The 16,965-nt window shown below is 67.3% G+C and carries 9 protein-coding genes and 1 pseudogene; 7 read left to right on the top strand and 3 right to left on the bottom strand.

The window, feature by feature from the left end; genetic code table 11:
• The 7 genes and pseudogenes from UK82_RS19430 to UK82_RS42920 all read left to right on the top strand — a co-directional run bounded on the left by UK82_RS19430 (position 1) and on the right by UK82_RS42920 (position 11,633).
• Positions 1-1,071: a hypothetical protein gene (locus tag UK82_RS19430; protein WP_236706145.1), complete on the top strand. Its 1,071-nt coding sequence runs from the start codon at positions 1-3 to the stop codon at positions 1,069-1,071.
• A gap of 1,242 nt (positions 1,072-2,313) precedes the next feature.
• Positions 2,314-3,726, top strand: a complete 1,413-nt coding sequence (locus UK82_RS34385; RefSeq protein ID WP_055408562.1) for a lytic transglycosylase domain-containing protein — start codon at positions 2,314-2,316, stop codon at positions 3,724-3,726.
• Positions 3,727-3,773: 47 nt separating this feature from the next.
• Positions 3,774-4,130 (top strand): transposase, encoded by a 357-nt coding sequence (locus UK82_RS19440; RefSeq protein WP_063870465.1) that lies wholly within the window; start codon positions 3,774-3,776, stop codon positions 4,128-4,130.
• A 537-nt stretch (positions 4,131-4,667) separates the two neighbouring features.
• On the top strand, positions 4,668-6,644 hold a 1,977-nt coding region (locus UK82_RS38720), incomplete at its 3' end, for a DNRLRE domain-containing protein (RefSeq protein ID WP_236706146.1).
• 2,010 nt (positions 6,645-8,654) lie between these two features.
• Positions 8,655-10,011: pseudogene (locus tag UK82_RS38725) on the top strand (sugar-binding protein); the annotation flags it as partial.
• A 173-nt stretch (positions 10,012-10,184) separates the two neighbouring features.
• The gene (locus UK82_RS38730) at positions 10,185-10,613 is read left to right on the top strand and encodes an RHS repeat-associated core domain-containing protein (protein ID WP_236706149.1); all 429 of its coding nucleotides are present in this window, start codon (positions 10,185-10,187) and stop codon (positions 10,611-10,613) included.
• Positions 10,614-11,165: 552 nt separating this feature from the next.
• Entirely contained in the window at positions 11,166-11,633 is a 468-nt protein-coding gene (locus UK82_RS42920; protein ID WP_082122381.1) for an RHS repeat-associated core domain-containing protein, read from the top strand.
• Between the two features lie 470 nt (positions 11,634-12,103).
• On the opposite strand, the gene UK82_RS19450 is transcribed toward UK82_RS42920, so the two are convergent.
• The 3 genes from UK82_RS19450 to UK82_RS19465 form a co-directional block, all read right to left on the bottom strand.
• Positions 12,104-12,871, bottom strand: coding sequence for a DDE-type integrase/transposase/recombinase (locus UK82_RS19450; protein WP_044888715.1), 768 nt, complete (start codon positions 12,869-12,871; stop codon positions 12,104-12,106).
• 955 nt (positions 12,872-13,826) lie between these two features.
• Positions 13,827-15,065, bottom strand: a complete 1,239-nt coding sequence (locus tag UK82_RS19460) for an IS110 family transposase (protein WP_055408565.1) — start codon at positions 15,063-15,065, stop codon at positions 13,827-13,829.
• 750 nt (positions 15,066-15,815) lie between these two features.
• A complete protein-coding gene (locus UK82_RS19465) occupies positions 15,816-16,577 on the bottom strand; it encodes an FkbM family methyltransferase (RefSeq protein WP_044888718.1) in 762 nt (253 codons plus the stop codon).
• Positions 16,578-16,965 lie beyond the last annotated feature (388 nt).

A 16,965-nucleotide genomic window follows, 5' to 3' on the forward strand; every position in this document is an offset into this window, starting at 1 on the left:
GTGCTGGCCGTCATGGAATCCCCATTCCGCTTTCCGGTGCACGCTTGCCGTCGTCTGGGCGACACCGCCGGTCGAATAGGCGGGACTGTTCATTCCGACGTTCATCCGGTTATGATCGGCACCGTCGACGGCTCGACCACAGCGGCGAGCGTCGTTCCTTGCCCGGCGGCAGGACGACAACCGGTCGGGGATTGCGCGGACGGGGGCGGCCTGGTGAGCGATCCGATGCTGATCTGGAAAGGCAAGAACGCCGACCAGCGGCTTTTCTGGTCCCGGGCCCATTCGGACGGCAGTTGGCGCGACCAGCAGCAGGTGCGGTATTTCGCCACCAACAGGGGCGGGATCGGGGCCGCCTCCGACGGCAGGCTGACGGCCCGGGCCGCATGGCGGGGCGCCGACGACGACAGCCGGATCTGGACGGCGGGCTGGTATGGCGACGGCTGGTCCGACCAGCAGACCCCGGTGGACGCTCCCCGCACCGAGGACCGGCCCGCGCTGGCCTTCCACGACGATCGCACGGTCATGGCGTGGCGCGGGGTCGGTCCCGACCAGACGATCTGGTTCTCCGAGAACCTCGGGCCGCAGCGGGTCGCCGGCGGGCAGGCCTCGTCCACCCACGGCCCGGCGCTCGCGTCGTACGGCGGGCTGCTGTACATGGCGTGGAAGGGTTCCGGCGGCGATCAGGGGCTTTACTGGACGACATACGACGGGCACACCTGGGCGCAACCCCGCCCGTTTCCCGGCGGGTCCACGCACGGCCCGGCGCTCGCCGCCTCACCGCAGGCCCTTTTCCTGGTCTGGAAGGGCTCGGGAAACGACGCGGGAATCTGGCATGCGGAGTTCCAGAACGGCCGCTGGTCGGCCCAGCGCCCCGCCCCCGGCGGAACGAGCACCGGACCGTCGGCGGCCTACGTCGGTAACACCGTCATCACGGCGTGGAAAGGTGTCGGCGCCGACGCGCGGATGTGGACCTGCCGGAATTTCCGCGAACCCCAGATTGCCGTCGCGAACGGCGCCTTCGGCACCAGTGACACCCCGGCAGTTGTGAGCACCTTCGTCACGGAGCTCTGACCGCCCGGGTCGGGCGGGGGCGCGCTTCCGCGTCCGACTCCCCCACCCGCCGCCGCGGCGCGGACGGCAGGGCGCCGCCCGTCCGCGGCGGGAGTGAGGACGGCGGCCTGCCGGCGCGGGCCGCCCTGGGCTGCCCGGCACCGGCGCCCGGCACCGGCGCCCGGCAGCTCCCGCCCGGCGCCCCACCACCGACCTCCCTCCCATCGAGGCAGTCTCCTTCCCATGGTGAAGCGACGCGATATGCGTTCGGGTACCCGAGGCCGGGTCGGATTGATGCCGCACCGGTTGCCTACCGCCGATCGAATTCATGCCGGTGAGCCAGGAAAGCCGCGGTCACCGTCCGCGGAACCACTCACCGGCGATGCGCAACGGAAACAGACAGCGCAACGACACCGCGACAGGGACCACATCCATCGCACCAACTCCGATCCGGTGGGAAAACGAAGAACCCTGAGTGGCATNGGCGCGGCCCCCGAGGGGAACGGGGACCATGCCGGGTCACCCAAAATGGCCGGCGCCGGCGCGGAAGGCAACCATCACGCCCCATTGGCAACCCGTTGCCATAACGCACCGTAACGGAACGTGCCGCAGTCGAGACGCACCGCCTAGGACTACCGCCTCGACGGATGGGATAGTTCCCCATAAAACATGACATTTGAGCTAGATCGCCTCAAGATGGGTTACTCTGCGCAAGAAATGTGAAGCGCGACACACAGTGGGGCGTTACCTGTGCGAAACATTCTTATGGACGCGGCACACGGACCCACGGATTGACACGAAGCGTCATCACGTAGAAGCGGAGAGTCTCCACAAAGAGGCATGCAAGGTGCCTTTTTAGGCGACTTGACCGATTTGCTGGCAGTAGACGCTGGCCAGCTCCGGGTGGCGGCCAGGACGTCCGCACACTGAACGAGCCCTGACGGCGCCCCTCCGGGTCCCCTTCTTCCGGCCACGGCTCACCCAAACGGCGCCCGATCGCGATGGGCAGCGAGGACTTCTTTCTGCGAACCGGATGACAACCGGGCCTCCGTTCTGGCACAGTCCAGCCCGGACCCGAGCGCAACCGGGTCCACCAACATCACCGAATCGGTGCGGCGTGCCGAGTCCGAGCACGTCTTTTTCTCCTCACCAAGGCCTTCTTCCAGCGTCCCGGTTGACGCATTCCCAGGACTCCTGAGAACGCTCGCCATCCGCGCGGAAAAGGCCGGGGAAGGTGGCTCACATCATGGGGGGTGATTCGCCGTGAGTCGACATCGTCGGCTTCCTGGACACGCCGGCCGGCATCGGACCGCCGAGTCACCCGGCAGGCACCGGGCCGTCTCGACGGACACCGCGCTCCGGCGCACCTCTCGACGGCCGGCGCCGCTGTGGCCGAAGGCGGCCGGCGGGCTCACCGCCCTGCCCATGATCGGCCTGCTCGTCGCCCTCTGCCTCAGCCCGGGACCCGCCATCCCCGCGCAGAACGTCGCCCCCGCCCCGGCCGTTCATCCGCCGACCGCCACCCGCACCTACCCGTTGCCCCTCGTCCTCCCGCCGCTCATTCCCGCCAGCTCCACCAACCCCACCGCGACACCGACCACCACCGCGACACCACCCCCGGACCTCCCCGACGATCACACCCTCGCTGACGCCGCGGCGGGCCGATCCACCACCCCGACCGTCGTCCTGACCGCCCGCGATCGAGCCATCCCCGCTCGCGTCCTGGCGGCGTACCGCAGCGCCGCAACCCGCATGGCCACCGAGCGCCCCGGCTGTCACCTGCCCTGGCAGCTTCTCGCCGGCATCGGCAAGATCGAGTCCGGCCACGCGGTCGGCCGCCCCATCACCCCCGACGGCACCATCACCTCGCTCATCCTCGGCCCACAGCTGGACGGCCGCCACGGCCACGCCCTCGTACGCGACACCGACCACGGTGCCCTCGACCACGACACCACCTACGACCGCGCCGTCGGCCCCATGCAGTTCATCCCCACCACCTGGCGCACGGCCGGCCGCGACAACTCCGGCGACCAGCACGCCGACCCCCACAACATCGACGACGCCACGCTCGCCGCCGCCGGCTATCTCTGCCGCTCCCACCGGGACCTGGCCGACCCCGCCGACCTCCGCACGGCCATCTACAGCTACAACCCGTCCACCAGCTACGTGCACGCCGTCCTCGCCTGGACGGCCGGATACACCGCCGACGGCGCCACCCCCACCCCCGCGCCGGCCACCACGCCCCGCCCCACGACAGTCCCCCGCCCCTCGACGGCCTCGCCACCCGCCGTCGCCCCGGCGCCGACCGCCCCGACACCGACCCCCGCGACGACACCGCCACCAACCCCGCGGGCGTCGCTGTCCCCGTCCGTTCCCGCCTCGTCGAGCCCGTCCGCCCGCACCATCCCCACCCTGACCGGATCCGCTTCCCCCAGCCGGCCGTCCGGTGCCGGTCCCAGCGCCGTCGCCCCGGCGCCGAGGCCTGGTCCGGCGCTCCCCGCCCCGCCCCGGGCCACTCCTGCCCCGACGCCCGGGGCGGCGACCGACGGTGATGCGGATCATCCCGCGGACGTCCCCACCGTCGCGCCCAGCAGCTCACTGCTCGTCGTCTCGCTCCTGCCGAGGAACGAGCCGACCGACCCGGGCCCCGTCACCCCGTCCACCCCACCCCCCTGAGCCCGCCCACCAGGCTCCGAGGGCCGATCCGCAAAAGCGAGCCTGTCATGCCACGCCCCACCCGCTACCCGCCCCATTTCCGGGCCGACGCCATCGCCCGCGTTCGGCGCGTTCAGCCCGATCACTCGTCCGAGTGGTCCGCGATCCAGGCCGTCGCGAGTTCCCTCGCCATCAGCGCCGAGACGCTTCGGACCTGGGTACGCCAGGCCGAGTCGCTCAGCGACGGGCAACGGACGACCGCCCGCCGACAACAGGCCGAGATCCGCCGCCTGATCCGAGAGAATGCCGAGCTGCGCCGCGCGCTCGACATTCTGCGCGGGCCGGAGCCGTCGAGACCTCCGACGCGCCCGGCCGTCAACCGATCCGTGCCGAAGGCGACCGGCGGCTCGGTGACCCCTACGTGAGCCTTTCCGGGAATTCCGGCCGGCGGATCGACGCCCGTTCTTTCTGCCCACCGGCGGATACCACTCCGGCGACAGCCGTCTCGGACCATTCGGACGGCTCTGCCGCGCCACCGAACACGTGTTTCCTACAGGTAACACACTGCTGCGTGACCCAGATAACATCGGCGCTCTTCTGCGGTATTGACGCCACCNGCAGATCCGAGCTCCGGTAACCCAAAGTCACCAAACCCTGCGGCTGACGGCTCCCGGACGGGTTCGGTGCAACACCGAGTGCTCGCCACCCCTCAGACAGGGCGAGCAAGGACCCCTCTCGCTCAAGCAACGAACACACAACCGATCTTGATTCTCTAGTGCTGCCATCGAGGTTCTGTCATTTTCGGTGATCCGGCGCGCCCCCCGTTTCCCTCGGGACAGGGAGGGTGACGCGCCTTTCCTTGCCTGCGCCGGAGAATCGGAGTTGACATGATGCGGGCATCCCCCGTACATCGTCGAAGGCACACTGCTCGAGCTATCTGCGTTCTTCTCGCCGCCGTTCTGGTGGGGACGATCGCCACATTTCTTCCGGCGGGGCGAGATGCGGCCTGGGCCGCCCCCACCGGCTCCGCCGACAAGGCGACACCCGCGCCGACCGGGCCGGCCGAACGGCCGGACTTCGTGTCCGCGCAGGTCGCCGCGCACGCGGAGAAGCGGCGGATCGAGGTGACGGACCGGCGGACCGAGACGACGTCGACGTTCGTGAACCCGAACGGCACGATCACCGTCGACTCGTTCGCCGGGATCCACCGGGTTCGCCGCGGGGACGGCTGGGTGAACGTCGATCCCACCCTCGTCCTCGCGGGCGGGAAGGTCACCCCGAAGGCCGCGAAGGCGGCGATCGTCCTCTCCGCGGGCGGCAAGGCCGGTGACCCGGTCGCGACGCTGGTCGACGGGACGCGACAGGTCGCGTTCGCCTGGCCGAACGCCCTGCCCGCCCCGACCCTCACCGAGAACGTCGCCACCTACCCAGCGGTCGCGAAGGACACCGACCTGCGGGTCAAGGTGACCCCGACCGGCTACGACGTGCAGATCGTCGCCCACACCCCGGCCGCGGCGCAGGCCGCGCTGACGTTGCCGATGCGCCTGACGGGCCTGACCGCGACCCGAACCGCGGGCGGCGAGACCCGCCTGTCGGCCGGCGGGAAGGTTACCGCCCGCTCGCCGACCCCGGTGATGTGGGACGCCCACCTGGACCCGGCGACGAAGCTGCCCGACCGGACCCGCGCGGTCGACGCGGCGCTCACCGGGGCGAGCACCGCCACGCCGACGCTGGAGCTGAAGCCGGACAAGGCGTGGTTGACGGACCGCGCCCGCCAGTACCCGGTCACCATCGACCCGGCGGCGGTGCTGGCCGACAACCTCGACACCGACGTCAACGACACGAACCCGACCACGAACTACGACAGCTACGAGTACCTGCGGGTCGGCAACTACCTCGGCGGCGCGGTCAACCGGTCGTTCCTGCGGTTCGACACGACCGCGATCGAGAGCCGGCACGTCACCTCGGCCTACCTCCAGCTCTGGCAGGCCGGTTCCCAGACCTGCACCGCGCAGCCCATGGTCGTGCAGGGCTCGGCGGCCCTGTCCGCCGGGACGACGTGGAACACCCAGCCGGCCGCCGACGGCACGAACTGGTCGAACACCAGCTTCAACGCCGGCACGGTGAACAGCTGCGGGTCCGGCGGCGTCTCCCTCGACATCACCGGCCTGGCGCAGGCCTGGGCCACCAACGGCCAGCCGTCGCCGGAGACCCTGACGCTGCGCGCGCCGGACGAGACCAGCTGGGACCAGTACAAGTACTTCTACTCCGGGGACACCGGCCTCAAGCCGCAGGTGTCCACCACCTACAACTCCTACCCGGGCACCGTCGCCAACCGCTCCACCAGCCCCTGCTCCGCACAGTGCGGCGGCAGCCCGGCGACCGTCCTGACGAACTCGACGCGCCCGGTCCTGTCCGGCGCGGCCACCGACGCCGACGGCGCCCCGCTGCGGCTCGACTTCGAGGTGTGGAACTCCGCCGGCACCACGAAGATCACCGACGGGTCGGTCTCCAACATCTCGCCGAACGCCACGGGTTCCTGGACCGTACCGGCGGGTGTGCTGACCAACGGCACCTCCTACGAGTGGCGGGTCCGCGCCTACGACGGCACCGACTACTCCCAGGCGTGGTCGTCGTGGATCCCGTTCACCGTGGACACCACCGCCCCGGCCGCACCGACCTCGCTCGCCTCCGCGGCCTGGCCGTCCGGCGGCTGGGGCACCGCGACGTCGGGCACGTTCACCTGGACCTCGCCGGGTGGGGACACGCAGTCGTTCCTCTACGGCCTCGACCAGCCCTCGCCGGCGACCGAGACCACCGGCACGGCCAGCGCGACCCTGACCCCGACCGCCGGACTGCACACGTTCTACGTCCGGACGAAGGACAAGGCGGGCAACCTGTCGTCGGTCGTGTCCTACGGCTTCGGCCTCGGGACGGGGNCCCTGGCAAGTCCGGCGGAGAACGCCCGGGTCCAGCGGTTCGTCGTCCTGGAGGGGCAGGCCCCGAGCACGCAGGTGTCGGTGACCTACCAGTACCACCTGGGCACGAGCACGGGCGCGACCTGGAGCGACGTTCCCGTCGGGGACACGACGATTGAGGGCACCTCGACGAACCCGACGTGGCCGGCACCGCGCAACGGCTCGGGCCTGTTCGACCGGCAGAACTGGAACGTCGGCTTCACCCTGCAGGGCGGCGCCGACGGGCCCATCCAGCTACGCGCCTGCTTCCGCGACTCCGGCGGCACCGTCTCCTGCACGGCCGCCCGCACGGTGCAGTACGCCCGTAACGCCTTCGGCGCCACGAACGCCACCTCCGAGGTGGGCCCGGGTTCGCTGGCCCTGCTCACCGGCGACTACTCCGTGTCGGCGACGGACGTCACGCTGGCGAGCTACACCGGCAGCCTCACGGTCGGCCGGTCCCTGACGACGCTGACGCCGCCCCCGGCGACCAGCGACCCGTCCGGGATCTTCGGCCCCGGCTGGACGTCGAACCTGCAGGGGCCGGCGTCCGGCACCGCGGCCAGCACGCTGACGGACGCCACCGCGACCACGAACACGGTCACCTTGACCTCCAGTGAGGGCGCGGCGTCCGTCTACACCCGGACCGGCTCCGGCAGCTACCCGTACAGCTACGCCGGGGTCGCCGACACCGCCGTGGACGGGTCGAAACTCGTCAAGGACTCCGCCACCCAGTTCACCCACACCGGCGTCGACGGCACGAAGACCGTGTTCGTGTCGAAGACCGTCGGCTCGGCCACCATCTGGGTCGTCGACCGGGTGGAGCAGCCCGGCTCCGCCACCACCTCCACCTACACCACCGACAGCGCCGGGCGGGTGACCCGCATCCTCGCCCCGGTCCCGACCGGCGTCACCTGCACCACCCTGGTCGCCGGCTGCCGGGCGCTGACGTTCACCTACGCCACCTCCACCACCGCGACCGCCTCCGGCACCGACCCGGCGACGTGGGGCGACTACAACGGCCAGCTCGCGTCGATCTCGATGGCGGTCAACGGGGCCACCGCGGTCGTCGTCGCGCAGTACAAGTACGACTCGACCGGCCACCTGCGCCTGGAGTACGACCCGCGCGTCGACAACACCGACGGCTCGCACATCGGCACGACGTACCAGTACAACGCCGGTGGCCGCCTGAGCACCCTCACCCCGCCCGGGCAGGACGCCTGGACGTTCGGCTACGACACCTACAACCGGGTGATCAGCGTCGCCCGGCCGCGGCCCGCCGGTGCCGGCACCGCGACCCGCACGATCGTCTACGGCGTCGCGCTGACCGGCTCGGGCGCGCCGATCGACCTGGCCTCCGGCGTCGTCGCCGGCTGGGGCCAGCGCGACCTGCCGGCCTGGGCGACCGCGGTCTTCCCGGCCAGCCGGGTGCCGTCCAACCCGCCCGTCGCCGCAGACTGGCCCTACGCCGATCTCAGCTATCTCAACGCCGACGGCCGCCAGGTGAACGCCGCCTCCTACGGCAACGGCGCCTGGCAGATCACCACGACCGAGCACGACCCCAACGGCAGCGTCATCCGTGAGCTGACCGCGGAGAACCGCAACCAGGCCCTCACCCCGACCGCCGACACCGACCCGACCGTCACCGCGCTCACCGACTCCGCGGCCCGGGCGCAGGTGCTGGACACCGACACCGTGTACTCCGCGGACGGAGTGTCGGTCACCGACACGTTCGGGCCGACGCACCGGATCGTCGACAACAGCGGGGCGCCGTACTCCGCCCGCCAGCACGTCCACACCGACTACGACGAGAACGCCCCGTCCTCGCCCGACCCCTACCGGCTGCCCACCACCATCACCACCACCATCCGCCAGGCCGGCGGGGCGGACGTCGAACCGCGTAAGACCATCAACGGCTACGAGGCGAAGTCCGGCGATCCTGCCACCACCTCCGGCTGGGCCCTGCGCAAGCCCACGACGGTGACCACCTGGATGGGCGGCGGCGGTGCCACCGACATCGTCCGCACCACGTACTACAACGCGGCCGGAAACCCGGTCGAGGTCCGCCAGCCGAAGGCGAACACCGCCGGCACGGACGCCTTCACCACCGTCACCTCGTACTTCACCGCCACCGGCTCCGGCGGCTGCGTGAACGCCTCCTGGACGGGCCTGCCCTGCTCCACCGGCCCCGCCGCGCAGCCCAGCTCCGGCAACCCGCTGCCGGTGACGACCTACACCTACAACAACCTCAACCAGCCCCTGACCAAGGTCGAGACCGTCACCTCCGGATCGACCACCACCCGCACCACGACCTACACCTACGACGCGGCCGGCCGGAAGACCTCCGAGGCGCTCGCCGTCAGCCCCGCCGCCGACGGTGGCACCGCCGTGCCCACCGCCACCTACGGCTACAGCACCACCACCGGACTACCCACCACCACGACCGCATCGTCGATCACTCTGACCACCGGCTATGACACGTGGGGACAGGTCACCAGCCAGACCGACGCCGACGGCAACACCACCACCACCGGCTACGACGTCGACGGCCAGGTCAGCTCGGTCAACGACGGCAAGGGCACCTCCACCTATCTCTACGACACCGCGACCGAACACCGCGGCCTCGTGACCTCGCTCGGCGTCGGCGCCGGTAGTGCCCCCTCCACCTTCACCGCGACCTACAACGGCGACGGCACCCTGACGTCGCAGACCTATCCCAGCGGCCTCGTCTCGACGACTCGCTACGACAACAACGCCGAACCCACCAGCCTCGTCTATGGGAAGTCCGGAACTCCCTGGCTGACCTTCTCCCAGGCAAACTCGATCTACGGCCAGGTCCGGCTCGACGCCACCGCGCCCGCGACAAAGACCCTGGGCTACGACCCCGCGGGCCGGCTGAATTCGGTGGTGGACTCCGTCAGCTACGGGGGCCCCCGAATCTGCACCACCCGCACCTACACCTACGACCTCGACTCCAACCGCACCGCCCTCACCAGCTACCCCGACGCCGGCGGCCAGCCTGACACCGGCAACTGCTCCACCAGCACCACACCGGCCGTTTACAGTCACACCTATGACCAGGCTGACCGGATCACCGACACCGGTTACGTCTACGACAAGTTCGGCCGCACCACCGGGGTTCCGGCGGCCGATGCCGGCGGCGTCGCGCAGACCGTCGGCTTCAATGCCAACGACCTGGTCGCCTCCCAGTCCGCAGGCTCCACCTCACGCACCTACACCCTCGACCCCGCCCGCCGGCTCCGATCCTGGACCGACGGCTCCACCACCAGCACCAACCACTACCCCAGCGCCACCGGCGACAGCCCCACCTGGATCGGCGTCACCGGCGNCACCTGGACCCGGAACATCACCGGAATCGGCGGCGACCTCGTCGCGCTCCAAACCGACACCGGCACCGTCACCCTCCAACTCACCAACCTCCACGGCGACATCGTCGCCGCCGCCGACGACTCCACCACCGCCACCTCCATCGCCACCTACGCCGAATCAGGCGAGTTCGGTATCCCCTATGCCACTAGCACCGCCTATCCCCGCTACGGCTGGCTCGGCGCAAAACAACGCTCCCACGACACCCTCGCCGGCCTCACCCTCATGGGCGTCCGCCTCTACAACCCCTACACCGCCCGATTCCTGTCCACGGACCCAGTCCTCGGCGGCAGTGCCAACCCCTACGACTACACCAACCAGGACCCCTACAACACCTTCGACCTCGACGGCAGGTGGTTCTGGAGCAAGTGGTCTGGTTGGCGAAGGGCCGAAACCATCGCGCTCGGCGTCACTCTGGGAGTAGCAATTTTCACCCCGAGCCCCCTAAACATTGGCTTCGCCATATTCGGACTCGCATCTTACTATCATTACTATCTAGTCAGGCGCGACATTCGAGGAAGGTATTGCAATTACAGCTACGTCAATCAATGCTACAGAATGTGATGAGACGATCGCGACCATATCTATTCATATCGCTAGGTATATCAATTGCAGTTTACGGCTGCATCGTACTTGCGGTGCGGCACGAGATCCTTTCAGGTTTCTTCCACTGCACGTTCGGACTCTACCTACTCTTTCAGGGGGTAAGAGCCAAGAGAGAGGAATGAACCCTCGAAGTCTGACATCGCACGCGCCAGTGGTATGGCCCAGGTCTGCCGGGAACGCACATCTCCAACCCGCCGCCCGGGCTATCCGGTGAACCTGTGAATGAACTGCCCCGGTTTCCTCGGAGATCGGGGCAGTTCACTTTTGGTCGATGCTGATACGCATTACTGATCTTTAATGTGCCGGGTCGGGTTGATCCGGTGGTGATCGCTGGGAGTGGGTGGTGGGGGTTTGGGTAGCCCACGGGTATGAGGTATGCGACGGGTGGCGGGTTGACCGCCGAGGATNGGGATCGTCGGGAACGGGTGCGGGGGAGGCTGCACGCTTGCTCGAGGGGGGTGTGTCGGACCGGGAGATCGCTGCGGAACCTGTCAACCTGTTTGAGGCAGGATGCTGCAAAAATCTAGTCAGCGGTCGTGTCTGGCTCCTGGGACTGGTCTTCGTGGTCGGGGGCCGGCGGACGAACCGATCCCCACCACCGCCTATCCCCGCTACGGCTGGCTCGGCGCACAACAACGGTCCCACGACACCCTCGCTGGCCTCACCCTCATGGGCGTCCGCCTCTACAACCCCTACACCGCCGGCTTCCTCTCCACCGACCCCGTCCTCGGCGGCAGTGCCAACCCCTACGACTACGCCTACCAAGACCCCTATAACAAACTCGACCTCGACGGGAATGCGTGCGCCTGGTTCGCCTGGAAATATCTGTGCGCCCCCAATCCATTCCGTCCGGTCAGAAGAGTCGCCAGGTGGGGCTGTGCCACGTATTGGGGCATCATAGGGTGGGGATATATAGCCGGCAGATACCTGGGGAACTATTTTTGGCCCGCATTCGGATACACCGTCTATTGTGGCTGACACTACGGAACATGGCGTTAGGAGAAATCCGGTGGTCACCGGTAAGAGCTCTCGCCCAAGTTGGCAAAAACCGGTGGAGATCGCAGGTTATTCACTAATCTTCGCAGCGGTTGTGATAGCGACGTTCGCTGGAGTACCGGGCGTCTGGGTAGTCCTCTCGGCGGGCGCTCTAGGCGTGGCGTTCAGATTTCTGTTGGGCAAAGCTCTGCATGAGAAGAACACTACCGAAAAATAGAAGAAGCGGGCCGGCCACGATATTCCTGAATGGACTGCCTGCGAACTGATTCGCGTGGTTCCGTCACTCGATCGGGTGGCGGGACCACACTTCACTTACGGGTAAGAGAAGCTCATCGCCTGTGGGCGAAGCATAGAAAGCAGGCGTCGGAGTAGCTGCAGAACATCCGCTCATTCAAGCCAGGGCCTCGGCGAGGCCCTGCGGTAGTTGTCAAGTCAAACGAGACAGTGGGTTGTTAGTCGACTGGCTGTGAGACTGGCTGGTTGATCCAGACGGTGGCGGGTAGTCGGGGTGGGCGTGGTCTGCGGCTGAACCGTGCGGGGTGGGCTGCGTGGGCACGGTCGAGGGCGGCCTGGCGGTGGGCCTGGACCTGCTCGGCGGTGCCGAAGTGGACCGAGGCCGGGGTGTGAAACCCGATCCCGGAGTGGCGATGCTCGTGGTTGTAGGCGGTGAAGAATCCCTCGCAGAACCGGCGGGCGTCGTGCAACGATCCGAACTGGGCGGGGAAATCGAAGCTGTACTTGAGGGTCTTGAACTGCGCTTCGGAATATGGGTTGACAACATGATGCTCGCAGTCGTTGGAGACGCGGGGCCGGGAATGTGACCGGTGGACGTCGAGGTCGACGAGAAGCGCCGATACCGGTTTCGATATCATGGCGCCACCGCGGTCGGCGTGGATAGTGTGCGGCGGGGTTCCGTTGCGGGTGACCGCGTCGGCGAGGAAGTCTTTCGCGACGACCGCGTCCTCGGCGGCGGCGACGAGCCACCCGGTGACATACCGCGAGTAGATGTCGAGGATGACGTAAAGCCGGTACCAGATTCCTTTCGCTGGTCCTTTCAGCGCGGTGATGTCCCACGTCCAGACGTGGTTCGGTCCGGTCGCGGACAGCTCGGGACATCGGGGCGCAGGCGTACTACAATGCCTACATGAAGCGGACCGATGTGCGCGGACGGTACTGCAACTATGACTCGCGAGACCGAGCGATTTCTTGCTATACGCCATGCGCTAGTAACCGACACGTTGCCTAGATACTCGTGCTAGTTGCCAAGCCCTTCACACTGAGGCCCTCGATTGGATAAGGAAAAAAGCAGATTAGCTCTCAGCATTCTCTACCTCTGTCTGGGCCTGGCCTGGCTCATCGCCCAGCTTCTGCGACCAGTCCATTTCGAGGGTCTCCTCTTCACCATCCTCTATGTATCACTTGGAGTCGCAGGAGTCTCGGTAAGCACCTTCAACAACTACAGAAAGAGGAGGATGGGTGGCCGAGAGGCAGAAAAGTAGGAGATGCAAGGGGCTCCGAATAGCTGAGCCGGTTTAGGTTCACAGCCCTCCACCACGGCGACATCGTCGCCACCGCCGACAACTCCACCACCGCCACCTTCATCACCAACTAGGCTGAGTATGTATGAGATTCGGTAGACGCCTCCACTCTATGAGCACCAGCAGCCAGGCCACCTTTTTCATCATCCTATTCTTCTCCGTCTCGCTCCTAGGCACCAGATTCCTCTCCGGCTGGCTATCCGAGCTCTGGCCACTCATCGCCGCATTCGCCCTGGCCATTCTCCGCATGGCGATATTCGGCAAGAATGGGAGGCCCCCCAGGGAGCACTAAACACTGAACCCAAATGCCGCCGCACCAACCGCTTACATAAAGCCGGCTAGGCAGGGCCGAGGCTGACGGGCGGCCCTCACCGCGATCGCGGAGAATCACGGAAACTGCTTGAAGATCAAAACACCACGTTCGGTCGGCCTTTACCGCGACAGTCACCGTCCCCGAAGGGAAGTTCGTGCCTGGTATTGTCGGTCCACTGATTCTGCCTGAGGAGTGAATTACTGGACCGCGGAGGGGCTGGTTCCGGGCATGCTGGAAGACGCTGGGAGCCTGGCTTCCAGCGTTAGTCCTATCGGTTCTCGGTTAGCGGCTGCCGCTCATCCCTTTCTTTCCGGGGTCGGACGGTTATGCTGCTGGTGTGACGGTGACGGTGTAGCCGAGTTTCTCCGGTTCGCCGACGAGGTTCTTCCGGCGTCGTTCGGGGTCCCGGCGCCGGCGGGCGTGCCAGTCTCCACCGAGGTCCTGGTAGACGGTGTTGTTCGCGATGATGTGCCAGTAGGCGATGAGAATATCGTGGCGGGTCGCACCGATGGCTTTCAGGACGCCGCGGCGGCCGCGGACCTGGGCGTGGTGGGACGCCAGGTAGGTGTCCTTGCTCCGGGCGGCGGCGTGCGCAGCCTCGGTCAGCGCGGTCCGTAACCACTTGTTGCCGTGACGGGTACGACCGGACAGGCGTTTCCCTCCCGAGGTGTTGTTCCCCGGGCAGATCCCCGCCCAGGACGCGAGATGACCAGCGGTCGGGAACCGGCTCATGTCCAGGCCGACCTCGGCGAGCAGCACGGTCGCGGTGACCTCACCCACCCCGGTGATCGTGCAGATCCGGTCGACCGTCTGGCGAAAAGAGGCGATCATCACCTCGATCCGATGGTCGAGCTCGTCGATCTGCTCGTCGCACAGATCGATCCGTGCCAGCAGCTGCGCGGCGAGGAAACCGTGATGCCCGGAACGAAACGTGCCCGCGAGCGCCTCCTGCAACTGCGGGATCTTGCTCCGGAGCCGGCCACGGGCCTGATCGGCCAGATACTCCAGGGACCCTTCCCCCTCGATCATCTTCTCCAGGATCGCCCGACCCGACACCCCCAGCAGCTTCGAGGCGACGCTGGTGAGCTTCACCCCGGCGTCCTGCATCAGCTTCTCCAGCCGCTGGACCTCCCGGGTCTTCTCCTCGACCACGATCCGCCGGGCCCGGGTGAGATCACGAAGATCCCGCTGCGGCTTCGGGGGCACGAACGACGCGCGCACCAGACCGTGCGCGACGAGATCCGAGATCCAGGCCGCGTCGGCCACATCCGTTTTTCGTCCCGGCACGTTACGGACGTGGGTGGCGTTGAGGAGCCAGCACTCGAACCGGTCCTCCAACATGTGGAACACCGGCTTCCAGTAGACGCCCGTCGATTCCATCCCGACGATCGTCACCCGGCACTCGGTAAGCCAGTCCGCGAGCATCCCAAGTGAACCCCCGGTCGTCGTGAACGTCCGTACCTCGGTCACGGCTTTACCTGAACCGGTTTGGATACGCACCGCCGCGGCGACCGTGTCCCGGTGCACATCAAGACCCGCGCAGCGCGGGAATAACACCTGCATCTGTCATCCCTCCGTTGTCATCCAGCCTTGTAGATGCTGTCCGGAGAGGCCCTGAACACAGGAAACTGAGGAACGCGCTCGTAGCAGCAGGAAAGAGTGCCCCAGGACCTCCACTGCCATACTCTTGGACGGGCTCTGAGCACCAGAGATCGCCGACGTCGATCCGGACAGCACCGAAGATCATGTATGGTCCTCGGCCGCACCGGGCCACAACAGCCCACCAGCCCACGTCAGGACCACGGCCATCGCGCGGCCGGGCTCAAATTCTCATACGAAAGGGTGGCGGCAACGCCGCCCTGGTTGCTCTTGGGGCAATTGCGTTCGCGATCGTGACGTACTTTCGGGATCGTCGACAGCGGCAGATACTGGGACGCGTCCTACATAATCGTCGCGCACTCGCGGCAGGGTTGGTGACCGCCGTCGCTCTACCGGCAATTGGCTTTGCCGTCGATCACGAACTCTCGAACCTGGGATTCGGAATTCCTATCGGCGTAATGGTGGGGAGCGTGGTCGCGATAGCTCTTGACCGAAACCAACTCGAAAGGGAATAAGCGAGCCTGCCAGACGGAAAATCCGTTAGGTCAGGCGGTGCTGCTCGGACTCCTGTCCCTGCCGCACCGCCTGCAAGAATTTTCGGGGCCGGTGTACTGAGCTTACGTTGTCGGCGCTGTTGTAGGCCCCGGACCTGTCGATCGGGTAGGCCGTCTCATAGCCAGCGGGCGGATTTGCCTATGCGCAGTGGTACCGGTTTCAGTCGTCGAACTGGGCGCGGGCGTAGCGGAAGAGGATGTTGTTGACAAATTTGGCGCCCGAGCCGTCGATCACCGCTCGCAGGTAGCCGTGCTCGGCGTGCCCGGTCATCGACTTCTGGTGGCCGACCAGGTCGAACTCGGCGAGCGGAATCCAGCGGCCGCCCACCAGCACCAGGCCCTTGTAGCCGAAGTCGTAGAGGTACTCGAGGGTGGGCGCGGCGGGCGAGCGGGCTTCCTCGATCTCGACCAGCAGGTTGGGGCGCCATTTCTGGATGATGCCCTCGGCGCCGCGCAGCGCGGGCAGTTCGTGACCCTCGACATCGATCTTGATGAGTCCGACGTCGTCGAGTTCGAGGCTGTCGAGACGGAAGGTCTCGACCTCGATGGTCCGTCCGCCCGGAAGCGAGCCGAGAGTGGCCCGACCTTCAGTACCGCGCCCTCCCGCGGGCAGGGACAGCGTGGCCGTCCCGGTCTCGTCGGAGGCCGCCTTGGGGATCACGGTGACGTTGGGGGATGCCATGCGGGTGATGAACGCCGCGAGTTCCGGGTTGGGCTCGACGGTCACCACCGTCTGCGCGATGCGCGAGAGCCAGAAGGTCCACGGTCCATACCACCCCCCCACATCCACGGCCGTCTGACCTGGCGCCACCAGGGATCGAATCTGACCGAGTACCGGCTCGAACCTCCGGTGCGCCAACGCGATGGCGTCCCCGAAGGCACGATCGGGAATCAACCCGGCGACGACGCTCGAGACTTTCATCTGAGTCGTACCTCTCTGTGACATCGCCCAGGGAAACCCGGCCGGCTACCCGTACAACGGCCAAGTGCCACGCGACTGTCGGCCGCTGCGACAGCTTGGCGGGATCATATACACGGCCATAAAGATGCCGTCAGCCGGACCTCGTTCGTACTCATCCCGTCAGCCGCATCCCCTTGGCGGGATCCGGGATGCATGGATCCGACAAGCATAGCGCCGTCAACCAAAAGGCCGGCACACCGTGGACTACACATGCTCCGAGCTGGGGTTATGCATCCGCTGGTGCCGTCGGGGCCCCGGCCCAATACCAGGAACTTAGGTTCTGATCGTGTAGGTTCGAGGGGTGCCGAGACGCGGTCAGGTGAAGGAGAAGCCCGAGGACCGGTTGGTG

The sequence above is a fragment of the Frankia sp. ACN1ag genome (genome assembly GCF_001414035.1).
GTDB classification, from domain to species: Bacteria; Actinomycetota; Actinomycetes; order Frankiales; family Frankiaceae; genus Frankia; species Frankia torreyi.